Origin of the sequence: Swaminathania salitolerans, assembly GCF_007988945.1 — a bacterium.
GTDB classification, from domain to species: Bacteria; Pseudomonadota; Alphaproteobacteria; order Acetobacterales; family Acetobacteraceae; genus Swaminathania; species Swaminathania salitolerans.
Genome location: NZ_BJVC01000001.1, coordinates 143,270 through 167,192, shown reverse-complemented (window position 1 = coordinate 167,192; position 23,923 = coordinate 143,270). Strand labels below are relative to the sequence as shown.

Below are 23,923 nucleotides of genomic sequence, written 5' to 3'. Positions count from 1 at the left end.
TCCCCTCTCAGACGCCCGCGCGCAGCAGAACGACCGCGCCGGTGACCAGAATGTTGAGCAAAGATAGCGGCAGAAGAACCTTCCAGCCGAAAGACATCAGCTGGTCGTAACGGGGACGGGGCAAGGCTGCGCGCAACAGGATGTAGAAGCAGATCAGCAGGAAGACCTTGATCGCAAACCACAGGAAGGGCGGGAGCAGCGGCCCGTGCCAGCCACCGAGATAAAGCGTGGTAACGAGAGCGGAGCTGAGCGCGACCCCGGCATATTCGGCCAGATAGAACATGCCGAACTTCATGCCCGAATACTCGGTGTGGAACCCCGCGCCGATCTCGTTTTCGCCTTCGGGGAAATCGAAGGGCAGACGGTGGGTTTCGGCCACGCCCGCCAGAAAGAAGATCACCGCGCCGAGAAATTGCGGAATGATGAACCAGCAATTCGTCTGCGCATCGACGATGTCGCGGATGCTGAACGAGCCGGCCGCCATCACGACTCCCATGACGGAAAGTCCCATGAAGACCTCATAGGAGATCATCTGGGCGGCAGCACGCATGCCGCCGAGCAGGGCGTATTTGTTGTTCGACGACCATCCGGCAAGAACGACGGAATAGACGCCAAGGCCCAGCATACCGAAAATGAAGAGCAGTCCGACATTGAGATTGCCCGCCACACTCCAGATCGGGGTGATGGGCACCACGCCGAAGCAGAGCAGCACGGCCAGAAAGCCGATGATGGGAGCGATGAGAAAGACGGGCTTGTCGGCGAAAGGCGGAATCCAGTCCTGCTTGAACAGCATCTTCATCGCGTCGGCGATGACCTGGAACAGGCCGAACGGGCCGACCCGGTTCGGGCCGGGACGATCCTGGAACACGCCGAGCAGGCGCCGCTCCAGCATGGTCGAGACCGCGGCGACCCCGAGGACGCCGAAAACGGTCACGACGATCACAAGAATGGGCCAGATGATCGACATCATACCGCGCTCTCCGTTCCAACACGCTCGGCAGGCGCCGTGATTTCAAGCGAGACCCATTCCGGCACAGACCAGGAACGGGACACCATATGGGGCGGGCAGGTCGCAACGCCCTCGGGCAGGGACGGATCGGACACGGCATCGACCGTGAAGATCTCACCGCCGAGCGACAGGCGAACCCGGGCACCCTCGGCCACCGTGCCGCCGACACGCACCACGGCAGGGGCGGCACGATCGGCAATCGGCTGGGCCATCATGCTCATCTCATCGGTGCCGAACACGCGCGCCTCGGGAAGGAGCATGACCTGCCCCGCACGGGCGCGGAACGCCTCCGGTATTCCGGACGAGAACGTGCCGGAGCCTCCCGCCGCGTCGATCAGACGCACGCCGCAATCGCCACCGCGCATCTTTCCGCCGATTTCCTGCTGGAAACGGTTCAGCGACTGCTCCGAGTTCCAGCCCGGCACCTGATAGAACGGTATGAGCGTTCCGGGCATATCGGTGCTGTAGGAGCCTTCCATGGTGGAATGCAGCGGCGTGTCGGGCGAGCTGGGCGGCGGAATGTCACGCACGCTGATATTCGCGCGGATGGCCGTGCGCCCGCTGACGCGATGCGTCTGGCTGCGCAGCGGCGTGCCTTCGAGCTCGTAATCCGCAGCCGGTGCCGCCTCGGGGATACGGGCAAAGACCGGCATCGTCGCGGCGATTTCCGCGATCAGATCGTCCAGCCTGGCCCAGGGCTGCACATGGCTGAGGCCGGCCGCCTGCGCCATATCGGCAATCCAGCGCCAGCCCGCCTGGAGCGGCGCGTCGGGATAGACCACCTGGAGGAAACGCTGGGCGCGGCCTTCGGCGCTGACCAGCGTGCCATCCGTTTCGGAATAGGCTGCCGAAGGGAACGTGACCTGCGAGCGAATGGCCGTCGGGGTGACAGAATGATCGAGCACGACCAGACTGGCCGCGCTGCCCACCAGCGCCTCGAACTGCGCACCATCGAGGCGGCGGCTCAGATCGTTCTCGAGGACGATCAGCGTGGCATCGGCAGTCTGGGCCGCAATCTCGTCGAGCGAGAGCCCGCCCATCAGCGCGAGGCCCATGGAGTTGGCTTCCGGCAGGACGAAGCTGATCAGCGGCGTCTTGCCCCTGGCGGCCAGAGCGGACGCGATATTCGCGGTCGCCTGAAGCAGGGCGGCGGAAGCGTATTGCAGACCCGAGACCAGAAGCGGCTTCTCGGCTGCCAGCAGGCCTTCGGCAATGCGCGAAGCGGAAGCCGCCTCGGCCTCGCTCAGACCGGCCACATCGGGAGCCGATGCATCGATGCGGTGCGCGATGGCGAAACCGAGACGCGCGGCATCTTCCGGCATGGCGCGGATGGCGTCCTGCGCGAAACCGTCCAGATCGGTCACCGTGGGAGAGACCACGAAGAGCGGCGAGATCGTGTCCTGACCCAGCGTGCGGACCGAGGCATCCATCCAGTGCGGAACGCGGGCCTGATCGGCAGCCTTGTTGAAGGCCGTACGCTTGATCTGGCGCAGAGCGAGACTCATGCGCGGCGAGGTTGCCGAGACATCCTCACCCAGGATCAGGGCGCCGTCGGCCTGTTCCATCTCGTGCATGGTGGCGATGCGCGCCGGGCCAGCGGCCAGAAGCGACACGGCCAGCTTGACCAGGCTGTGCTCCGGCTCGGCCATGCCGGTCGAGAAGTTCCCGGCACCGACGAGCTTGCGCAGGGCGTAGTTGGATTCCAGCGAAGCGCGTGGCGAGCCGATACCCACCAGCCTGCCCGAAGCCGCGATCTTGCCGAAATGATCCAGCGCGGCCTGGGCCGGTACCGGCGTCATGTCGCCATTGATCACATAACCGGCCGAACGCAGACGCGTGGGGGCGTTGACCCAGCCATGACCGAAACGACCGCGATCGCACAGGAAGTAGCGGTTTACCTCATCATTATAGCGGTTGAGCGTGCGGCGAACCTTGCCGGCGCGCTCATTGATGATGGTGTTGCAGCCCGTTGCGCAATTTGAGCAGACAGACGGTGCACCGCGCATGTCCCATTTGCGGCTGTACATCTTCGAGAACGGTTTGTCGGTGAACACGCCGGTCGGGCAGACCTCGATGAGGTTACCGGAGAAGGGGCTCTCCAGCGTGCCGCTCTCATGACGGCCGAAATAGACGTTGTTATGCGAGGCAAACACGCCCAGATCCTGACCGCCCGCATAGTCGCGATAGAAGCGCACGCAACGATAGCACGCGATGCAGCGGTTCATTTCGTGCTTCACGAAAGGACCGAGATCCTGATTGTTGTGGGTGCGCTTGTCGAAGCGATAGCGACGCTCGCGATGACCGGTCATGACGGTCATGTCCTGGAGATGGCATTCACCACCTTCCTCACAGACCGGGCAGTCATGCGGGTGGTTCGTCATCAGCCATTCGACCACCTCGCCGCGGAACTCCTTGGCTTCGGGGTCCTCGACCGAGATGATCGCGCCTTCGGTCACCGGCGTCATGCAGGCCATGACGATACGGCCGCGCGTGTCCTCGGCATTGGCATATTGCTTGACGGCGCACTGGCGGCATGCACCGACAGACCCGAGTTCCGGGTGCCAGCAGAAATAGGGCAGGTCTTCCCCTGCCTCGAGACAGGCCTGCAGAAGGTTCACGTCTGAACGTGCTTCAACCTCGCGGCCGTCGATTACGATTTTTGCCATCGGGCCGTTCCTCCTAAGCCGCCTGCCCTGCGGCGCCGCTCTCTGCGGTGCCGGAGGCGGGCTTGCTAACCATTCGCTGGAAATCCTCGGCGAACATCTTCAGGCCGCTGGCCAGAGGCGCGATCGCACCCGGCGCATGGGCGCAGAAGGTACGCCCCATCGGGCCGATCAGGCGGGCCGCGTCATGGAGGCGATCGATATCCTCCTGCGTGCCGCGCCCTTCCTCGATGGCGATCAGAAGACGCTCGACCCAGGGCAGGCCGTCACGACAGGGCGTGCACCAGCCACAGGATTCCTGCGCAAAGAAATGCTCGAGATTTCGGATCATCCCGATCGGGCTGGTCTTGTCGTCGAGCAGGATGGCCAGACCCGTGCCGAGGCGGCTGCCCGCCTTTTCCGGCGTCGGGTAATCCATGATGATGTCAGCATGTTCGGCCCCGAGGAACGCGGTCGAGGCGCCGCCGGGCAGGAAGGCGCGCAGCTTGTAGCCGTCCTGCATGCCGCCGGCGCATTCGTTCAGGATCACGCCGAGCGACGTGCCCAGAGGCAGTTCGAACACACCCGGACGCTTGGCGCGACCGCTGACGCCGTAGAGCTTGGTGCCGCCATCGGCGCAGGCGCTCAGCCCCAGATACCACTCCGTGCCATTGGCCAGGATATGCGGGATATTGCTGAAGGTCTCGATATTGTTCACGACCGTCGGCGCGCCCCACAGACCGCCGATCTGCGGGAAAGGCGGCTTGGCGCGCGGGTTGGCGCGACGGCCTTCCAGCGCCGTGATCAGGGCCGTTTCCTCACCGCAGATATAGCGACCGGCGGAGGGATGGACGTGCAGGTCGAAATCGAAGCCCGAGCCGAGGATGTTTTCCCCGAGGAAACCGGCTTCGCGCGCCTGGATGACCGCCTGCTGGAGACGCTCCAGACCCAGATGATACTCGCCGCGCAGGAAGATGATGCCGTGCCGTGCCTGGATGGCGTAGGCCGAGATGATCATGCCTTCGATGAGCTGGAGCGGATTGCCCTCGACGAGCATACGGTCCTTGAAAGTGCCCGGCTCCATCTCGTCACCATTGGCGACGATGTATTTGAGGCGCTCCTTGGAGGATTCCTTGGGGACGAAGCTCCATTTCATGCCGGTGCTGAAACCGGCGCCGCCGCGTCCGCGCAGCTTGGACTCCGTCACCTCGGTGATGATTTCCGCAGGGCTCATGCCAAGGGCACGGCGCAGACCGCGCCAGCCACCCTTCCTGTCATAGCCAGCCGGGTCGAGTGGCGTCTCGCGATCGACGAGCGCCAGAAGCGGCTGCTTTTCGGGGTTCAGACCTGTCATCACTTCTTCCTCGCCCGAATGTCGTCGATGATGCCGTCAATGTCTTCCGGACGGACAGGACCGAACAGATCCTTGCCGACCAGCATGGCCGGGGCGTGGTCGCAATGACCGAGGCAGACGATGGGCAGGACGGTGAATTCACCATCCGGCGTCGTCTCGCCCATTTTTACGCCCAGCTTCCTGCACAGGCGCTCGCGTGTCTGCTCGGCACCCATGATGTAGCAGGAGACGGAGTCACAGAGCATGACCACGTTCTTGCCGACCGGCTTGCGGAACAGCAGGTTGAAATAGGTGGCGATCCCGTCCAGATCGGCCTGGGACATGCCCAGGATCCGTGCCGTATGGGCGAGATGCGCGTCGTTGATCCAGCCGAAGCGTTCCTGCACCAGACGCAGCGCCTCGATGGCGGCGCCGCGCGGGTGATGCTCATGGGCCGCCATGTCGATGAAGGTATCGACGAGATCCTTGGGGAGTTCGGCGTCCTGCGCCGTGAGTTCAGCGGTCGACATCGGCCATCACAAAATCGATGCTTCCGATGATGGCGATCAGATCGGCAATCATGGTGCCGCGTGACAGCATCGGAAGCTGTTGCAGATGAATGAACGACGGTGTGCGGATACGCGTCCGGTAGGACATCGAGCCGCCATCGCTCACGAGGTAATACTGGTTCAGGCCCTTGGTCGCCTCGATGCAGGAGCGCACCTCGCCCTGCGGAATGACCGGCCCCCAGCTGACGCCCACGAAGTGATGGATGAGCGTTTCGATGTCATGCATCGTGCGCGGCTTCGGCGGCGGGACAGCCAGCGGATGCTCGGCCTTGTAGGGCCCGCCCGGCATGTTATCGAGGCAGTAGCGGATGATGCGAAGGCTCTGGCGGATCTCTTCGATATGCACCGCAGCGCGGTCATAGCAATCGCCGTTGACGGCGGTCGGAATATCGAAATCGATCTGGTCATAACCCGAATAGGGCGCCTTGCGGCGGTAATCCCATTCCAGACCCGTGGCGCGCAGCCCCGGCCCCGTAACACCCCAGTCGATGGCTTCTTCGGTATTGTAGACGCCAACGCCCTTGGTACGGGCCTTGAAGATCGGGTTCTTCATGACGAGTTCGTTGTACTCGTCCAGACGCTTGGGCAGATAGTCGAGGAAAGCGCGAACCTCGCCATCCCAGCCCTCCGGCAGATCCATCGCCACGCCGCCGATGCGGAAGAAGGCCGGATGCATGCGGAAACCGCAGATCTTTTCGATGATCTCGAAAACGCGCTCGCGATCGGTGAAGATGTAGAAGACCGGCGAGAGCTGACCCAGATCCTGCACCATGGTTCCGTAGAACACGAGATGGCTGGAAATACGGAAGAACTCGGCCAGCATGATGCGGATGAGCTGCGCGCGCGGCGGCACGGTGATGCCCGCCAGCTTCTCGACACCCATCACATAGGGGAAGTTGTTCATCACCCCGCCGACATAGTCGATGCGGTCGGTATAGGGGATGTAGCTGTGCCAGGTCTGGCGCTCGGCCATTTTCTCGGCGCCGCGATGATGGAATCCGATATCGGGCACCGCATCGACGATGAACTCACCTTCCAGCTGGAGCACGACGCGGAACACGCCGTGGACCGAAGGATGGTTCGGACCCAGATTGAGGAACATGAAGTCGCTGTTGTCGGAATGGCGCTTCATGCCCCAGGATTCGGGGTCGAATCTCAGCGCTTCCTGCTCGTCGAAGACCTGATCCTCGGAGAGGGTGTAGGGCGGGCGCTCGGTCGCGCGGGCATAATGATCCTTGCGCAGCGGATGCCCGACCCAGGTGGGCGGCGTCAGGATGCGCGAGAGATGCGGGTGCCCCTCGAAGACGACACCGAACAGATCCCAGGCTTCGCGTTCGAGCCAGTTCGAGTTGGGCCAGATATCGGTAATCGAGGCGATATTCGCGTCATCGGCCGCCAGAGGCACCTTGAAACGCACCTCGTCGATCGGCCCGTCGAAGGACTGGATGTGGTAGATGACGGTGAAATCGGAAGCCGGAAGACCGTCGCGATGGATGCGCTGGCGTTCGTCCACACAGGTCAGGTCGAGCAGCATACGCAGTGCGCCACCGGCCTTGACGGCCTGGAGCACGGCACGGATCTGGCCGCGCGACACCCAGAAGGTCGGCACGCCATCACGCGTGGCCTCCTCCATCATGAGCATGTGCGGCGGGAAAGCGGCCACTGCCGCCCCCATGCTACCTGTGCCCGCGCCTGCTGCCCGGCTGTTGTCGAAAACTTCGCTCATTGCTGCAGGCTCCTCAGATCGTGTCGGGCGTGCGCAGCTTGGTGACCGCCATGCGCTCTTCACGCTTGAGGTCGCGCATGCTGGGCGGCGTGACTTTGGTCACACCCTGATCGCCTACCATCCAGCTGAGCGGACGGCGCTGCTTGCCGATGGAATCCTGCAGCAGCATCAGCCCTTCGAGCAGGGCATCCGGGCGCGGCGGACAGCCCGGCACATACACATCGACCGGAAGGAAGCTGTCGACGCCCTGCACGACGCTGTAGATATCGTACATGCCCCCCGAATTGGCGCAGGAGCCCATCGAGATAACCCAGCGCGGCTCCAGCATCTGGTCGTAGAGATACTTCACGATCGGGGCCATCTTGCGGAACACGGTACCCGCAATCACAATCAGATCGGCTTCACGCGGGGTGGCGCGCAGCACTTCGGAACCGAAACGCGCGATATCGTAGCGGCTGGTGAAGGCCGTCGCCATTTCCACGTAACAGCAGGACAGGCCGAAATTGAACGGCCAGACCGAGTTCTTCTGCCCCCAGGAGATAAAGTCCTGAAGCTTGCCCACAACGAGGTTACGGCGCACGTCCTCGTGCGCCAGAAGATCTTCAGGGGATTGCAGACGGGGTTCGCCGACGGCGGAGGTAAGAGTCCAAGTCATCGTTATACGACCTCGCGCTCGGGGATTTTGACAAGTTCAACGGGGGAGTTGGGCGGCACCTTGACCGGCATGCGGCGGTGTTTGGGGCCCCATTCAAGGGCACCACTGCGCCAGAGATAGACCAGAGCGAGCGTCAGGAAGACGACGAAGGTCAGAACCGTGATGAAGGCGGCCCAGCCTGCCTGAACCACCACCGAGGCCCAGGAGTAGATAAACACGCTCTCGACGTCGAAAATGACGAAAAAGACAGCCAGAAGATAGTACTGCACCGGCAGACGGATACGGGCCGAGCCGGTCGAGAGAATACCCGATTCATAGGGAAGGCTCATCGAGCGCCCTCGTGCAGCCCCCACGCGACGGGGACCGAGAGCCGCTGACAGCGCCACCACGATGCAGAGAAAAACGACCGTGAAGGCCACATAGATCGCTAGAGCATGATCTGCAAGAAACTGAGACACTGGCGCAACCACCTATTCCCGACGGGACCAATGACCTGCGCCCGGGAGCCGGCGTGCAACACCGTTTCCCGAACTAAAACAGCCAGTGGTCGAGAGGTTTTTTTACTGCGCCATTGCCTAGCATCACATCAAGCCCCTGCCTATCACCTGACTGAGAGCACACGAAGCCGTGATTATTGGTAGTCAAACGGTCCTGATTTTGTTGATATCGATTATCAATTCGTCATCGCATTATCCGGGCATTATCCGGGCATTATCCGGGCATTGACCGGCTACATCCCCATACCGTGTTGATACTTGTTCTCAACTGATCACCTTCTGACGGGAGAGAGCCTGATCGAGATACTGCCCCGCGCGAATGAGAGCGAGATGCGTGAACGCCTGCGGGAAGTTGCCGAGATGCTCCCCCGCCGGCCCGATCTCTTCGGAGAACAGCCCGACATGATTGGCATAGGAGAGCGTCTTGTCGAACAGGAAGCGTGCCATCAGCAGGTCGCCTGAGCGTGCAAGACACTCAATGTACCAGAACGAGCACATCGTGAACGTGCCTTCCCTCCCCTCCAGTCCGTCCTCATTGTCGCCCTCCATGACCCGGTACCGGAACACATGGCTGTCATCCAGCAACTGCTCCCCCACAGCCTTGAGCGTCGCCTGCCATCTCGGGTCCTGATCGCCAATAAACCCCATAAGCGGCATCAGGAGGCAGGACGCATCGATCGCTGTTCCACCCTTGTACTGTACAAAATACTGAAGATCATCGCTCCAGAAGTTGTTCTGTACATCTGTATAGATCGAATTTCTTTCCCGTGTCCATACGGCAACCCTCGCCGGCAGGCCTCTTTCCTCCGAGAGGCGGATCGCCCGATCCAGCGCCACCCAGCACATGATCCGCGAGAACAGGAAATGCTTCTTCCCGCCGCGCACTTCCCAGATGCTCTCATCGGGCTGGTTCCAGTTGAGACACAGCCAGTCGATCCCTTCGGCCAGTGCCTCCCACGCCTTCCAGCTCAGACGCTCGCAATGGCGGTCGGCATGATAGATCGCATCCATCATCTCTCCGATGATGTCGAGCTGGAGCTGGTCCTCCGCCCCATTGCCGATCCGCACGGGTCGCGACCCCCTGTAGCCGGAAAAATGCGGCAGATCCGTCTCCGGCACGAAGGCCTTGCCGTCGATCGCATACATGACCTTGAGTCTGGCCTCGCCCGGACGTGCATCGAGCCGACGCTGATGGAGCCAGCGGATGAAGGCGGTGGCCTCTTCCGTATGGCCGGTCTTCATGAAGGCATAGACCATGAACGACGAGTCACGGATCCAGCAATAGCGATAGTCCCAGTTGCGTACGCCGCCCGGATCTTCGGGGAGGCCGAAGGTCGCGGCCGCCACCATCGATCCGTATTCGGCCGAAGTCAGCAGTTTGAGCGCCAGGGTCGAGCGTGTGATCTGGTCGTGCCAGCGTCCGTGATAGCTCGAGCGGGCGACCCAGTCGCGCCAGGAATTGGCCGTGGTCTTGAATGCCTCGGCCGCCCAGTGATCCTCCAGGCAGAAATTCCGGCCATCCGTCAGACCGTCCAGCATGAAAATCGCCGTCTCGTTGATTTCGAGAACGAATTCGGCACAGGCATCGCCGTCCTGCACCGAGATCGGAACGGTCGAACTCAGACGCAGTGTCGGCAGATCGTCGCGCTCCGGCTCGAAGAGAACGATCCGGTCATCGAGCTGACGCGCCGTGTGGGTGACACGGGCATAATCGAAGCGTGGCGCGCAATGGAGACGGAAGGTGATCGTCCCCCTCACGGCCTTGACCCGCCGGATCACGCGCTGCTCGGGATAATCGGGGGCGAGAGTCATGAAATCGGAAATCTCGCTCACCCCGTTGGGAGAGAGAACGCGGGTGAGAAGGACATTCGTATCGGGCACATAGAACTGCCGATAGCTGCCGCCATCCAGACTGGAGGAGAGCGCGAAGAAACCCGCGCTGGGTTCGAGCAGGGACGCGAACACACTCGGACTGTCGAAGCGCGGCCAGCACATGAAGTCGATCGATCCGTCCAGCGCGACGAGTGCCGTGGTCCGCAGATCGCCGATCACGGCGTGGTTTTCAATGGCCATACTCATTCTGGTTTCTTCCCGACCCGGGCCATGCGCGGGAGCCGGGCTCGCGCGCAGGGCATCGTTTTCTCGCAGCCGCGTCCGCACAAAAACCGCGATCCTTTCCGGATCGCGCCGGAGCGCCGCCGGTTCACGTGACAGGAAGCCAGTTCCGTCCGTCACGCGCAAGGAGCGCATGCGCCGCATCCGGCCCCTCTGTCCCGGCCGCGTAGACATGCGGCATGTCTTTACTGTTCACGATCGGGTCAACAGCCGACCAGGCCGCCTCGATCGTCGCCGCACTCTGGAAAAGCATCTGGTTGCCCTTCATGCAGTCATGCAGCAACGCCTCGTACCCCACATTCGGCGCCTTGGGGAAAACGTCGTCGTACAGGAAGCGGCTCGCCGCGGGTGCCACAACCTCTTCGAGGCCGGGCTGTTTCACATCGAAATTCATCGTGACCCCCCGCACGGGATCGAGCAGGAAGCGGATGACATTGCCGATCCGGGGGTCCTCGAGGTTCTGGTCGAACAGCGCATAGGGCGGCTTGCGGAACACGACGTTGATTTCCGTCCTGCGTCCGTTCATGCGCTTTCCGGTGCGCAGATAGAAAGGCACGCCGCCCCAGCGCCAGTTATCGATCATCAGCTTCATCGCGACGAATGTTTCCGTCCGGCTGTCCGGCGCGACGCCCTCTTCTTCGCGATAACCCGGCACATCGCGCCCGTTGATCCTGCCTTGCGCATATTGTCCGCGCACCGTGTCATCGGGCGAGACAGGGCGTATCGCCTGCAGAAGACGGGTCTTCTCGGCTCTGACCGCCTCCGAAGCGAGCGAGGAAGGCGGCTCCATCGCGATCAGGCTGAGAAGCACGAAGAGATGATTGGGCACCATATCCCTCAGCGCCCCGGTCGGCTCGTAGAACGAACCGCGCTTTTCGACCCCGATCGTCTCGGCGGCCGTGATCTGGACGTGATCGATATATTCCCGGCGCCATATCGGCTCGAACAGCACATTCGCGAACCGGGCGACCAGAATGCCCTGATTGGCCTCCTTGCCCATGAAATGATCGATCCGGTAGATCTGGCTTTCATCCGCATGGCTCAGGATCCGGGCATTGAGCGCCTGCGCGGATGCCAGATCGTGACCGAAGGGCTTCTCGATCACGATCCTGCGAAATCCATCCTGCGCATCCAGCAACCCGGCCTCGCCGAGCGAATCGGCAATGGTGCCGAAAAACCGCGCCGCAACCGCGCAGTAGAAGATGGCGTCCTTTCCCGCCAGCGCATCGCGCAATGTCGTATAGACATCCGGTTTCGTGAGATCGCCCTCGATATAGGACGCCTCATGCGTCAGCCGCCGCCAGGCCTCTTCATCGATCCGGTCGCAGGAGAACTCCGCGCTCGGATCCTTTCCATCGGCCTGCATGAGGGTGAAAAGCCCGTCGGCCCACGCCTCTGCGCTCCGGGGCGCACGATCGACGGCGATGATGGCGAAACCGTCAGGCAGCGCATCCACCGTGGCCAGATCGTAGAGCGACGGCATCAGGAGGCGCCGGGTCAGATCTCCGCCCGCACCAAAGACGACGAGACGGCATGGCCTTGAACCGGGGACCGATTCGAGCGCCTCATGCAGCGTTTCCGGTTGTGTCGGCATCGTGCTCCTCCATCCTTCTCAATGAGCAGGATAGAAAAGCCCGACATCCCCTTCCGGATCGCCTCCAGATCCGGCCCGGGTCAAAACGATCGCGTGATCACGCGTGATGGGCGCTGCCATCTCCGATCTGACGCACCGTGGATTCGGCGGGATGACTGTCCGGAAGCTGCTGCTCCCAGCCGCCGCCGAGCGCGTTGTAGAGACGGGCCAGATTGGATGCGATGGAGGTCGTGCTGTCGGTCAGCTGCAACTGTGCCGAAAGCAGATCGCGCTGGGCGGCAAGCACGTTGAGATAGGTGGTCAGACCGCTGCGATACTGGTCCTGGGAGAGATGAAGCGCCCTCTGGGCCGCATCGACGGCTGCCTGCAGCCCGTCGCGGCGCTTCTGCTCGTCGCGATAGGCGATAAGCGCGTTATCGACATCGCGCCAGGCACCCAGAACGGTCTGACGATAGGTGATTGCCGCCGCCTTCTGGGCGTAGCGGTTGAGCATGAGCTGCCCGCGCAGCCTGCCCCCCTGGAAGATCGGCAGGGAAATCGACGGGCCGACATTCCAGGCGCGTGCATTCCAGAACCCGAGATCGCGGAACGAAAGCGACTGGAAGCCGAAATCGGCGCTGATCGTGACCTTGGGATAGAACTCGGCCTCGGCCTCGGCCACATTGGCCACGGCTGCGTGAAGCTGCGCCTCTGCCTGACGGATATCGGGACGACGACGGGCCAGCTCGGAAGGCACGCCGATCGGAACGCGCGGCGGCACGACCGGAATACCGGCGCTGCGTGTCAGCTCTTCGTTGAGCGTGCCCGGCGGGCTGCCGAGAAGCAGGCTGATCGCGTTGATCTGCTGGTCGATGCGCTGTTCGAGCTGCGCGATCTGCGCCGTTGTGGAATCGAGCTGGCTTTCCGCGCTCGTCACATCCAGCGCCGTCACGAGACCGCTCTTCTGCCTCTCTCTGGCGAGGGACAGGGTGCGGGACTGGGTATCCCGGTTGGCCCGGGTGATCCGCAACTGCTCCTGAAGCCCGCGAAGCGTCAGGTAGTTATTGGCCATGTCGGCCTGCTGGGCGATCAGGATTCCCCGACGCTCCTCGTTCGTCGCCTGAAGATCGGCCTTTGCCGCCTCGTACTGGCGCGCCACGCGACCCCAGAGATCGATCTCATAGGTTGCATCGATCGAGTATTTCCACTGGTTCAGCAGGGGAATCGTGGCCCCGCCCACACTCTGGTCGAGCAGGGTCGCGCGCTGGGCGCCGAGAGCGGCGCTGTTATCCTTGGCCACGCCCGACAGGATACGCTGGAGCGCCTTGGTGCTGTACTGCGAACGGGCATAGGACCCGCTGGCGGAAAGACCGGGGAAGCGCTCGGCTCCGGCCATCATGAGCTGGGCGCGGCTCTGGGCGAGCTGCGCCGTCGCGCGCTGTATGTCGAGATTTTGCGTGGCCAGACGGGTCTCGAGCGAGGTCAGGACCGGATCGTTGAAGATCTTCCACCAGCTCGGATCCGGAGCATCCCGGGTCGTCTGGCTCGCGACGTCGCCGGATCGACGATGCATGTCGTACTGGGTCGGCGACCAGAGATCGGGCTTGTGATATTTCGGCCCCACGCAGCCCGGCAGGGTAAGGGCGATGGCGATGGAAGCACCGCACAGCATCAGCGCGCGCGGGGAACGGCCTGTGTTCAAGGCGTGGCTCCAGATGAGGGAAAAGGGGGGCATCAATGGGCACCTCCGGCGGAGCCCTTCCTGGCAACCGGAGACAGCAGGAAGCAGAACGGAACCACGCAGAAAGCCAGGATACCGATCATCATGAACGTCTGGTTATAGGCGACCATGGAAACCTGTTGCTGGAAATCCTGGTAATAGTGATGCACGGCAATCTGCTGCGCCGCCTCTGACGTGAAGCCGGAATCGACTGCCACCTTGTGGACGGTATCCAGATAGTCCTGACCGTTCTCGTTATAGGGCGAGCTCCAATGCGCCATGTAGTTCTGACGGATCTGCTTCGTCTCGGTAATTGCGGCGGTGGCGAGCGAGATCGCCAGCGATCCTATGTAGTTTCGCGACATGCTGAACATGGCCGACGCGTCGGAATTGAGCTCCTTGGGCAGGGTCGAATAGGCGATGGTCGAGATCGGCACGAAGAGGAAGGCCAGAGCCGAGGTCTGGAAGATACGATATTCGACCAGATGCGCATAACTCGTCGTCGGAACGAGCTGGGCCGAATAGAACATCGCAAGCCCCATGATGAAAAAGCCGAAAGCGATCAGGTTGCGCACCTGGATCACGCCCATCAGCTTTCCCACGATCGGGATCAGACAGATGATCACGGCTCCGCCCGGAGCGAGGACCTCGCCGGAGATCGTCGCGGTATAGCCCAGAACCTGCTGGGCGAATTGCGGAACGATGATGGCCGAAGCGTAGAGCAGGCCTCCGACCATGGCCATGAGAAAGGTCCCGACGGCGAAATTGCGGTCCTTGAAGATACGCAGGTCCAGCAGCGGGTTCTTTGCCCTCAACAGCCAGATGACCGATCCGATGACGCCAACCGCGCCCAGAACGGCCATGATGATGATGAAGTTCGAACCGAACCAGTCATCGTCCTCACCGCGATCGGCCATGACCTCGAGGCAGCCGAGACCCAGGGAGATCAGACAGATACCGATGACATCGACCTTCTCGCGCTTCTGCTTTTCCCATGGCGGATCCTCCACCAGGGCCGATACGCCGATAAGGGTCAGGATGCCGAACGGCACGTTGACGTAGAAGATCCAGCGCCAGGAGTAATTGTCGACCAGATATCCCCCGAGAAGGGGGCCGAGAATGGGAGCGACGATGGTGGCGATGGCGGTCAGGCCGAACGCCGCGCCGCGTTTGTCGGGCGGGAAGGTGTCGAGGATGATCGATTGCTGGTTCGGCTGCAATCCACCCCCGAAAAACCCCTGCATGAGCCGGAAAACGATCAGCATGGGCAGGCTCGTCGACAGGCCGCACAGGAAGGACGAGACCGTGAACATGCCGATGCAGATCAGGAAGTAACGCTTGCGACCGAGCAGTTTTCCGAACCAGGCGGAGATGGTCAGAACGATTCCGTTCGCCACCAGATAGGAGGTGAGCGCCCAGGTGGCATCGTCGTAGGAACTGCCGAGCGCGCCGGAGATATGCGGGAGCGCCACATTGATGATGGTGGTGTCGAGCACCTCCATGAAAGCGCCCAGCGTCACCACCACCGCAATCAGCCAGGGGTTGGCTTTTGGTTTCCAGTCCTCGTGGTTTTCGCCGGACGCCTCGCTCATTGCACGGTCACCGTGGGAACGACGGAGATACCGAGCGGCAGGGGCACCTGCGGGTCGAGCCCGCTATCGATCAGGATCTTGACCGGCACGCGCTGGACGATCTTCACGAAATTGCCTGTCGCATTCTCGGGCGGGAAGGCACTGAAGGCAGCGCCGGCGCCGAGCTGGATCGAATCCACATGGCCGTGAAGCTTGAGCGACGGATAGGCATCCACCTCGATATCGACCTTCTGCCCCGGACGCATACGGGTGATCTGGGTCTCCTTGTAATTGGCCACCACCCAGACTTCCGGCTCGACGATCGAAAAGAGCTTCTGACCCGTCTGGACGAAATTGCCCTGCTCGACATTGCGCTGCGCGATCCAGCCGTCATGGGGCGCGCGGACTTCCGTCCATCCGTAATTGAGCTGGGCCTGGACCAGATCGGCCTCGGCGGCCTTGAGCGCCGCCTTCTGCTGGCTCATCGACGCCTGCTGGTTCTCGATATTGGGCTGGACGGGTGTCGCCTGCTGCAACTCGCCTTCGGCACGCATCACCTCGGCATGCGCCTGATCGAGTGCGGCCTTGGAATAATCGATGTCCTGCTGCGTCGTGGCAGCGCGCGACACGCTGTGCTGGCGGCGGTAATCCGTCTCGGCCTTGTAGAGCTGCGCCTGGGCCGAGGCCAGAGCGCCCTTGGCCGCGATCAGACGACCGGGGAAGTTCTGCCTGGCCACCTGCACGAGCTGGGTCGCCGCAGCGAAATTCGCCTGGGCCTGCGCGATGCTCGCCTCGGCCTTGTGCAGGGCTGCGATATAGTCCCGATCGTCGATCTTGACGAGCAGCTGCCCGGCATGGACGTACTGGTTGTCATTGACCAGAAGCTGGGTGACGTAACCGTTCACATGCGGCGCCACAGCGAGCTTGCGCCCGGTCGTATAGGCATCGTCGGTCTCTACCTCGTTCCGGGTCAGGAACCAGTATCCGATCCAGACGATCGCCACGACGATGACGGCGATGATGAGGACGGCACGCAGAAGCGGGCTGCGTTTCTTGCCCCCCTTCTGTTTGTCCTTGTCCTTTTTCCCGTCGTCGTCACCCTGAGATGCGCGATTATCCTGCTCGTCGCCCTGCGCCATGTGCTTCCTCTCGGCGTCATGCCGCCCCGAAAGCGACGTGACGCAATTCCTGGCTTCCTGCCCCAGACATGAACCCCGGCGGTCGGATCGTCCGGGTCACGCTCCGGAACGAAAATGACCGTTCGGTTCGGTCATGCCGTAGCATAGCCAGACCGGGGCGACAACAAGACAATCCCGACTTCCGAAACAGTTTGACGCGATTCGCATCGTGCCCCGTCGCGCTGCCGACACCGCACCTCCCGGAACCGGAATGCGGCCCGGAACTCCGTTTGCGGCGCCCGCCCGGGATGCAGAAGGGCGCCATGCGCTCAAGTCCGGATCGGGCATGGGGTTTCCGCACAGCCCCGCCTCGCGCCCATATTCCCGGCGCCTCTGTGGCGAAAACGCCACGCTCTTCTCCGAGCCGGACGCATCCCGGACGCAGGTGCCTGCGGTCGGAGGAAACAGGACGGCGCGAAGACGCATTGATCCTTGCCCCGCATTCATGAGAGGGAGGGGCTGTATCCACCCTCCTCCTGCCGGGATCCCGGATGACCGATCTCCTGAGCCTTTCCGAAGCGGACAGACTGATCGGGGCCAGCCTGCCCCTGTTTGCCGACGAGACGGTTCCGCTCGCCGGGGCCGCCGCGCGCATCCTTCGTCAGGATGTTCTCGCCGAACGCGCACTGCCTCCCTATGACCGGGTCATCATGGACGGAATTGCGGTCCGCTGGACCGGGCAGCATCGCCATTTTCTCACGGCGGGTCTTCAGGGGGCCGGACAGCCTCCCCTGACGCTTCCGGAAGACGGAGCCTGCATCCGGGTCATGACCGGAAGCGTGCTCCCCCTCGGGGCCGATACGGTCATCCCGCGCGAAAAACTCGTGGAGGAAGAACGCGACCGGCAGGGCCGGCATGCCTTCCGTCTGGAGACGGACTACGCGCCTTCTCCGGGTCAGCATGTCCATCGTCAGGGCGCCGATTGTCGCGCAGGCGAACGCCTTCTCGGTGCGGGTTGCATCCTGACGCCGCCCGCCATGGCGATACTGGCGGCCAACAATGTCGCACACCCGCGCGTCACCCGGGTGCCGGCCATTGCCATCGTCTCGACCGGTGACGAACTCGTGTCTCCCGGTGCGCCGGTGGAGAACTGGCAGATCAGACGGTCCAACGAATTCGCCATCGGCGCGTCGCTCGCCCGCAAGGGGTTCGTACGGCAAACGCAGAGCATCCTCCGCGACGATCTTGCGCAACAGGTCGAGACCCTCGGCGCCCTGCTCGCCTCTCATGATGTCCTGATCCTCAGCGGCGGCGTCTCGATGGGCGAATTCGACTACATACCGCGCGCGCTCGAGCGGCTCGGTGTCCGCAAGGTATTTCACAAGGTCGCCCAGCGACCCGGAAAACCGTTCTGGTTCGGGATCGCACAGGACGGCCGACCCGTCTTCGCCTTGCCCGGAAACCCCGTCTCCGCCGCGTCATGCTGCAGCCGCCATGTCATCCCCGCGCTCTTGCGGGCGCAGGGGGCCGAGGCCGCGCCGATCCGGATGGTGCGTCTGGGTCAGGCGCTCGACCCGATCCGCGACATGACGCGCTTCGTTCCCGTCAGGCTGACACAGGACGATGGCGGGATGACGACGGCCATTCCGTTTCCCATGCCGAGTTCGGGAGATTTCAACCGTCTGGCCCTGACCGACGGTATCGTCGAGCTTCCTCCCGGCGGCGCGACGCGCGAAGCAGGATGCGCCGTGGCCTTTCATGACTGGTGAGGACAGGCCGACCGATCTGCTGCATCGCCCCTGGCGCGACCTGCGCATATCGGTCATGGATCGCTGCAATTTCCGCTGCCCCTACTGCATGCCGGCCTCCGTCTATCATGACGGTTTCCGTTTTCTCGCTCCGGAGGCGCGTCTCGGATTCGACCAGATCGTCCGGATCGCCCGATCCGCTGCACGGCTCGGCGTCCGGAAGCTCCGCCTGACAGGCGGTGAACCCCTGCTCCGGCCCGACCTTCCCGCTCTCGTCGCGCGGCTCGTGCACATTCCCGGGATCGACGATGTGGCGCTCACGACGAACGGCGTTCTGCTCGATCGTCATCTCGCGGCCCTTCACGATGCGGGGCTGACACGTCTGACCTTCAGCCTGGACAGTCTGGACCGTACCACCTTCATGAGGATGAGCGGCGGTCAGGATCTGTGCGAGCGGGTCCTGCGCAATCTCGACGCCGCCGCGCGCATGGGATTTCCGGGAGGAATCAAGATAAATACGGTCGTCCAGAAGGGCGTGAACGAGGACTCCGTAATTCCTCTGGTCGCACGTTTCCGCCATACGGGCATCGTGCCGCGATTCATCGAATACATGGATGTGGGCACATGCAATGGCTGGAAGCAGGATGCGGTCGTCCCTTCCGCACGTCTACTCGAGGAGATCGCATCCCGCTGGCCGCTCCATCCCCTCGCCCCGTCCTTTCGCGGGGAGGTCGCCGAACGTTACCGCTTTGCCGATGGCGGCGGAGAGATCGGCTTCATCTCCTCGGTCACCGCCCCTTTCTGCGGATCGTGCAGCCGGGCAAGGCTGTCTTCGGACGGCCGTCTCTATACCTGTCTCTTTGCGACGGAAGGTCACGATCTGCGCCCGGCCCTTGCCGAAGACGACGAACGCGCCCGCAAGAAAGGCGTGCCGGATGGGCACATGCAGGACGGGCCTATGCCGGAGGAGAACATGCCGGAAGGGCAGGCTCTGGACAGGATCTTAAGCGATCTCTGGCAGGGGCGACGGGATCGCTATAGTGAAGAGCGCCAGTCCCGAACGGCGGATGCCCCGTCGGAACGGATCGAGATGTTCTATATCGGAGGCTGAGATGGCTGGACTGACCCATGTCGACGCGAAAGGCGAGCGCCCCCGCATGGTCGAGATCGGTGACAAGACCGTGACCCGGCGGGAGGCCCACGCACAGGCCAGGCTCGTCTTTCCGCCGGATGTCGCCCGGTCTCTGGCCGAGGCGGGATACATGACCCGCAAGGGCGCCGTTCTCACGGTCGCGCAGCTTGCGGGAATCACCGGAACGAAAGCCACTTCCCAGCTGATCCCGCTCTGCCACCCCCTGCCGCTGACGGGGTGCACGGTCGATATCGCCATCGAGGGCGACGAGGCCGTGATCGATTGCCGTGTCAAATGCGAAGGCCGGACGGGAGTCGAGATGGAAGCGCTCACCGGCGCCAGTATCGCCGCGCTCACGCTCTATGACATGTGCAAGGCCCTGACCCATGACATGGTGATCAGGGAGGTGCGCCTGCTGGGCAAGACGGGCGGCAAGCGGGATTTCGGCGGAGCGGCGGGCTGACATGACGCAGCCGATCCGGGTGACGCTGGAATATTTCGCTCTGCTGCGGGACGAAGCCCGCTGCGCCCGGGAAGAACACGAGACCCGGGCCGATACGCTGGCCGATCTCTATGACGATCTCGCCCGGCGTCACGGTTTCAGCCTGCCGCGCCAGCGTCTGCGTGTCGCCGTCAACGGTGCCTTCGTCTGCTGGACCCATTCTCCGTCCAGCGGGGATCATGTCGTGTTCATTCCGCCGGTATCGGGAGGATGAGCATGTTCCGTCTCGTCGATACCCCGATCGAACCGGCCGAACTCGACCATGCGCTCAGACGCGACGAAGCGGGCGGTTATTGCAGCTTCGAAGGAAGGGTGCGCAATCACAGTGACGGTCGGGCCGTACTCGGTCTGGACTACCAGGCCTATGCGCCGCTGGCGCATGCAGAGGCCCTGCGCATCCTCGAGGAAGCCCGCGACCGGTTCGACATCGTCGCCGCCGCCGCCATCCATCGCACCGGCACGCTCGACATAGGCGATATGGCGATATGGATCGGTGTCTCGGCCGCCCATCGCGACGCAGCGTTTTCGGCCTGTCGCTACGTGATCGACGAGATCAAGCGGCGCGTGCCCATATGGAAGCGGGAACGCTATGCCGATGGCGAGAGCGCGTGGATCGCCTGCCACGACACAGAGTCCGATCTCTCCGTCTAGCGCCCGGGCATGAAGGTTCCGGGCATGAAGGTTCCGGGCGGGAGAGGTCCGGGCATGAGGAGACCGGCAGGAACGGATCCGGCGCGGCAATTGCACGACAGCTCCGGATATTTTTTGTCAGAAACAATCAACTTTTCGTAACAATAATCGCGAATTGGCTATCTCTACCGAGCAAACACAAAAAGTTTTAAAATTCTACTAACGGAATACCATACCATACCCGATAATCATTCCTGTTTTTGAAAACTCAACCACAGGATGAATGATGACTACCAGTCTGACGGGAACCTGGTCCGCCGTAATGAGCAACGGCCAGCTCACTTATACCAGCCACATCCCCGGCGGACAGGATGTCCTTGTCACAGGCTCTGTCACGCTGGATGGCGCCTCCCTGATCATCACCGGAGGGGCGACGGTATCGGGCCTGACCGGCACCTCGGCGTCGATCACGATCCAGTCGGGCGGAACGCTTGCCGAATCGACGATCAGCGGCGGATCTCTCGTCGTTTCCTCCGGCGGTGCGACGATCCATAACAGCTATACCGGCGCGAGCCTCGACAAGATCTTCAGCGCGCATATCGAAGCGGGCGGCAGCTCGGTCGCGGACAGTTTCACCTATACGGGGTCGTTCCAGTCCAGTTGGGGGCCCGTTTTCACCGTCGAATCCGGCGCATCGATTCTCGAGCCGCATTTCGGCTCGGGAAGCTTCGTTTACATCTCCTCGGGGGCAACCGTCAGCGGCGTTACGGCCGATCCCGGCGTCACGGGCATCAATATCGCGACCGCTTATGGCGATGCCGTTCCGTCGAACGCGCCGAGCGCTCCCGGCTATGCTCTCACCCTCAGCGGGATCTGGGACGCACGGGTCGTCAGCGGTGCGACCGTCTTCGTCAACCGCGCCGATTCGACCCAGGTCGTCACCCCCCCGGCCGGTGGGGTCCGCTTCACGGCGGGCGCTCTGGTCGTCCAGAGCGGCGCCGTCGTCAGCGATGTCTACATCGACGGCACCACCAATGCACAGATCGTCGTGGAAGACGGCGGTGAGGTACGGAACTCGTTCTTCACCGGACCGGCCATGATCAATCCGGGCGGGCTCAGCGTCTCGAACGTCTTTGCCGGGAGCGTCACGATCCAGCAGGGCGCCGTCTCCCAGAGCGATCTCTATCTCGGCTACGCGCAAACGACCTTCAACAGGATTGACGGCACGGCGATCGATCCGATCATCGGCACCGGAGACACGGCCTCTGGCGTATGGGTGGCGAGTACCGGGAAAATCGTCAATCCCAGCATCGGCGCCGGGAGCAACGCCTCCATTCAGGGCGGGATGGATCCCTCCTGCTTTCTCCCGGGCTCCCTGATCCGCACGATCGACGGCTATCGCGCGGTCGAGACCCTCAAGCCCGGCGATACGCTGCCGGTCTTCGACGGAGGGATCGACGCGGTCGCCGTGGTGGAGCACGTCACGAAAATGCGCTTCAGGGTCGATACGCGCCTGAGCGGAGATCGTGCCGGATATCCCGTGCGCGTGCATCGCCATGCCTTCGCCGAGAACTGTCCTTTCGAGGATCTTCTCGTGACCCCCGAACACTGCTTCCTGCTCGAGGGGCGTTTCGTGCCGGTCCGTATGCTCGTGAATGGCGGGAGCATACGCTACGAGACCGACATCGCCGAATACGACTACTATCATGTCTCCTGCGCGGATCATCATGTGATCGACGCCAATGGCGTGCGCACCGAAAGCCATTTCGACGAGACCGAGCGCAGTGAGGAGCGATCGCATCCCCATGGGCTGGAACGCGATACGTCCCGCGTTTTCGTGGAGCCGATCTGGCAGGCGCTGCGTGAGCGCAGTCTTCAGCTTGGCCTCGTCGCCGATGCCGAAAAGCGCGGTCGCGTCACGACGAGACAGATGCCTTGCCTCATCGACCGGAAGGGACAGGTCCATCGCGCCCGCCGCGTGAACGGCAGGCGTCACATCTTCCATATCGACGGTTCTCTGGCCCCCCTGCGTCTGCGTGTCGGAACGGCCCGGCCCTGCGATGTCGAGGGTCCCTTCGTGGATGATCGACGCGAACTCGGCGTGCTCGTCGGTCAGATCATGCAATTCGATTCCTCGGGTGTGCGACCGGTGACCGGCCATCACGAGCGCCAGACGCTAGAGGGCTGGCACGATGTCGAATCCCCGGAGATGCGCTGGACGCGCGGCCTCGCCCTCCTGCCCTGTCATCGCTCCGAAAAGCCGGAGACGACGATCCTCTCGATCGAGATCCTGGACGAGGGTCCGGCCAGAAGCTGCGCAGGACGGGAAGAGGCAGAACAGGAAGATGCGGGCACATTGCACGTCGCCTGACCGGGCGATCGCGTAAAACCGCAATGTGAGAAACAGGGCGCGCCGGAAACCGGGCTTTTTCCGGCCGGGGCGCCCTCAGACCAGACGCCATCCGACGATGAACAGAACGATGGAGAGCAATCCACGCTGGAAGCGCTCATTGACCTGTCCCACGCAGAGACTTCCCAGAATGATTCCCGGGATCGAACCGCAGAGCAGAGAGACCAGCATGGGCAGCTTGACGGCACCGAGCCACCAGTGCCCCATGCCTGCGATAAAGGTCAGAGGCACCGCATGGGCGATGTCGGAGCCCACGAGCCGGGCCGTCCCGAGAGACGGATAGAGCAGGATGAGCACCGTCATGCCGATCGCACCGGCACCGACAGAAGAGAGCGTCACCATGATTCCGAGGACGGCGCCGAGCAGCACGGTCAGCCAGGCGGCCTGATCGGGGGAGAGAGCCCCGGCCTTGCGGTGAGACCAGGCCTGAAGCTCCTTGCGGAAGAACACACTCGGAGCCGTCACCAGAAGCGCCACTCCGAGCGCCGTGGAGATCAGCCGTGTCGTATCGTGCGACGGGCTGCCGTACCAGTGAAGGAAGACGAGCGCGACAAGCGTTGCCGGGAGGCTTCCGGCAAGCATCCGTCCGACCACGCGCCACTCGACCGCCCCCCTGTGTCCATGCACCAGCGTTCCGACGGATTTGGTAATCGCCGCATAGAGCAGATCGGTACCGACTGCCGCCTGCGGATGAATCTTGAACAGGAGAATCAGGAGCGGCGTCATGAGCGATCCGCCGCCGACTCCGGTCATCCCCACCAGAAAACCGACGCCCAGACCGGACAGAACATAGAGCAGATTGAGGTCAGCAAGGAGAGACATGGGATGGCCTAAACGGAGGTGTGAACGACACGGAAAAGGACTAGGCCATAAAACCCGACTACAATCAACGATGATAGTTGTTTGAATTAATAACGCTCCGAGAGCGTGCTATGCCATGCCGTGCCTTGCCGCCACATCTGCCAGCGGCCAA

At 62.8% G+C, this 23,923-nt stretch carries 19 protein-coding genes; 6 read left to right on the top strand and 13 right to left on the bottom strand.

Translation table 11 applies throughout. The annotated features are described in order from the left end of the window. Positions 1–7 precede the first annotated feature (7 nt). The 12 genes from nuoH to SSA02_RS00650 all read right to left on the bottom strand — a co-directional run bounded on the left by nuoH (position 8) and on the right by SSA02_RS00650 (position 16,549). Entirely contained in the window at positions 8–970 is a 963-nt protein-coding gene (nuoH, locus tag SSA02_RS00705) for an NADH-quinone oxidoreductase subunit NuoH (protein WP_371859153.1), read from the bottom strand. Beyond that, positions 967–3,675 carry an NADH-quinone oxidoreductase subunit NuoG gene (nuoG, locus tag SSA02_RS00700; RefSeq protein ID WP_147092019.1) on the bottom strand — a complete coding sequence of 903 codons (2,709 nt, stop codon included), beginning with the start codon at positions 3,673–3,675 and terminating at the stop codon, positions 967–969. Before nuoG ends, nuoH begins: the two co-directional genes overlap by 4 nt. A gap of 13 nt (positions 3,676–3,688) precedes the next feature. Beyond that, on the bottom strand, positions 3,689–5,005 hold the full coding sequence (nuoF, locus tag SSA02_RS00695) for an NADH-quinone oxidoreductase subunit NuoF (RefSeq protein WP_147092018.1): 1,317 nt from the start codon (positions 5,003–5,005) through the stop codon (positions 3,689–3,691). After that, positions 5,005–5,514 (bottom strand): NADH-quinone oxidoreductase subunit NuoE, encoded by a 510-nt coding sequence (gene nuoE / locus SSA02_RS00690; RefSeq protein ID WP_147092017.1) that lies wholly within the window; start codon positions 5,512–5,514, stop codon positions 5,005–5,007. The genes nuoF and nuoE overlap by 1 nt, the downstream gene beginning before the upstream one ends. Then, positions 5,501–7,279 (bottom strand): NADH-quinone oxidoreductase subunit C/D, encoded by a 1,779-nt coding sequence (gene nuoC / locus SSA02_RS00685; RefSeq protein WP_186807611.1) that lies wholly within the window; start codon positions 7,277–7,279, stop codon positions 5,501–5,503. The genes nuoE and nuoC overlap by 14 nt, the downstream gene beginning before the upstream one ends. A gap of 13 nt (positions 7,280–7,292) precedes the next feature. Next, the gene (locus SSA02_RS00680) at positions 7,293–7,934 is read right to left on the bottom strand and encodes an NADH-quinone oxidoreductase subunit B (protein WP_147092016.1); all 642 of its coding nucleotides are present in this window, start codon (positions 7,932–7,934) and stop codon (positions 7,293–7,295) included. A 2-nt stretch (positions 7,935–7,936) separates the two neighbouring features. Continuing rightward, the gene (locus SSA02_RS00675) at positions 7,937–8,392 is read right to left on the bottom strand and encodes an NADH-quinone oxidoreductase subunit A (RefSeq protein ID WP_147092015.1); all 456 of its coding nucleotides are present in this window, start codon (positions 8,390–8,392) and stop codon (positions 7,937–7,939) included. A gap of 303 nt (positions 8,393–8,695) precedes the next feature. Continuing rightward, complete coding sequence (locus tag SSA02_RS00670) at positions 8,696–10,510, bottom strand: glycoside hydrolase family 15 protein (protein ID WP_222591041.1); 1,815 nt, start codon at positions 10,508–10,510, stop codon at positions 8,696–8,698. Positions 10,511–10,634: 124 nt separating this feature from the next. Beyond that, on the bottom strand, positions 10,635–12,140 hold the full coding sequence (zwf, locus tag SSA02_RS00665; protein ID WP_147092014.1) for a glucose-6-phosphate dehydrogenase: 1,506 nt from the start codon (positions 12,138–12,140) through the stop codon (positions 10,635–10,637). A gap of 97 nt (positions 12,141–12,237) precedes the next feature. Continuing rightward, complete coding sequence (locus SSA02_RS00660; RefSeq protein ID WP_246103598.1) at positions 12,238–13,791, bottom strand: efflux transporter outer membrane subunit; 1,554 nt, start codon at positions 13,789–13,791, stop codon at positions 12,238–12,240. A gap of 62 nt (positions 13,792–13,853) precedes the next feature. After that, positions 13,854–15,431 carry a DHA2 family efflux MFS transporter permease subunit gene (locus SSA02_RS00655; protein ID WP_147092012.1) on the bottom strand — a complete coding sequence of 526 codons (1,578 nt, stop codon included), beginning with the start codon at positions 15,429–15,431 and terminating at the stop codon, positions 13,854–13,856. Beyond that, on the bottom strand, positions 15,428–16,549 hold the full coding sequence (locus SSA02_RS00650) for an HlyD family secretion protein (RefSeq protein ID WP_147092011.1): 1,122 nt from the start codon (positions 16,547–16,549) through the stop codon (positions 15,428–15,430). Before SSA02_RS00650 ends, SSA02_RS00655 begins: the two co-directional genes overlap by 4 nt. A gap of 530 nt (positions 16,550–17,079) precedes the next feature. On the opposite strand from SSA02_RS00650, the gene SSA02_RS00645 reads away from it, so the two are divergent. The 6 genes from SSA02_RS00645 (at position 17,080) to SSA02_RS00620 (ending at position 22,911) form a co-directional block, all read left to right on the top strand. Next, complete coding sequence (locus SSA02_RS00645) at positions 17,080–18,297, top strand: molybdopterin molybdotransferase MoeA (RefSeq protein WP_147092010.1); 1,218 nt, start codon at positions 17,080–17,082, stop codon at positions 18,295–18,297. Continuing rightward, positions 18,287–19,387: a GTP 3',8-cyclase MoaA gene (gene moaA, locus SSA02_RS00640; RefSeq protein WP_147092009.1), complete on the top strand. Its 1,101-nt coding sequence runs from the start codon at positions 18,287–18,289 to the stop codon at positions 19,385–19,387. Before SSA02_RS00645 ends, moaA begins: the two co-directional genes overlap by 11 nt. Position 19,388: 1 nt before the next feature. Then, positions 19,389–19,871 carry a cyclic pyranopterin monophosphate synthase MoaC gene (moaC, locus tag SSA02_RS00635; RefSeq protein ID WP_147092008.1) on the top strand — a complete coding sequence of 161 codons (483 nt, stop codon included), beginning with the start codon at positions 19,389–19,391 and terminating at the stop codon, positions 19,869–19,871. 1 nt (position 19,872) lies between these two features. Further along, positions 19,873–20,124 (top strand): MoaD/ThiS family protein, encoded by a 252-nt coding sequence (locus SSA02_RS00630; protein ID WP_147092007.1) that lies wholly within the window; start codon positions 19,873–19,875, stop codon positions 20,122–20,124. A gap of 2 nt (positions 20,125–20,126) precedes the next feature. Next, the gene (locus SSA02_RS00625) at positions 20,127–20,561 is read left to right on the top strand and encodes a molybdenum cofactor biosynthesis protein MoaE (RefSeq protein WP_307723406.1); all 435 of its coding nucleotides are present in this window, start codon (positions 20,127–20,129) and stop codon (positions 20,559–20,561) included. 262 nt (positions 20,562–20,823) lie between these two features. Continuing rightward, complete coding sequence (locus SSA02_RS00620) at positions 20,824–22,911, top strand: Hint domain-containing protein (RefSeq protein WP_147092005.1); 2,088 nt, start codon at positions 20,824–20,826, stop codon at positions 22,909–22,911. Between the two features lie 75 nt (positions 22,912–22,986). Here SSA02_RS00620 and SSA02_RS00615 read toward each other — a convergent pair whose 3' ends face one another. Next, positions 22,987–23,772 (bottom strand): sulfite exporter TauE/SafE family protein, encoded by a 786-nt coding sequence (locus SSA02_RS00615; protein ID WP_147092004.1) that lies wholly within the window; start codon positions 23,770–23,772, stop codon positions 22,987–22,989. Between the last annotated feature and the right edge of the window lie 151 nt (positions 23,773–23,923).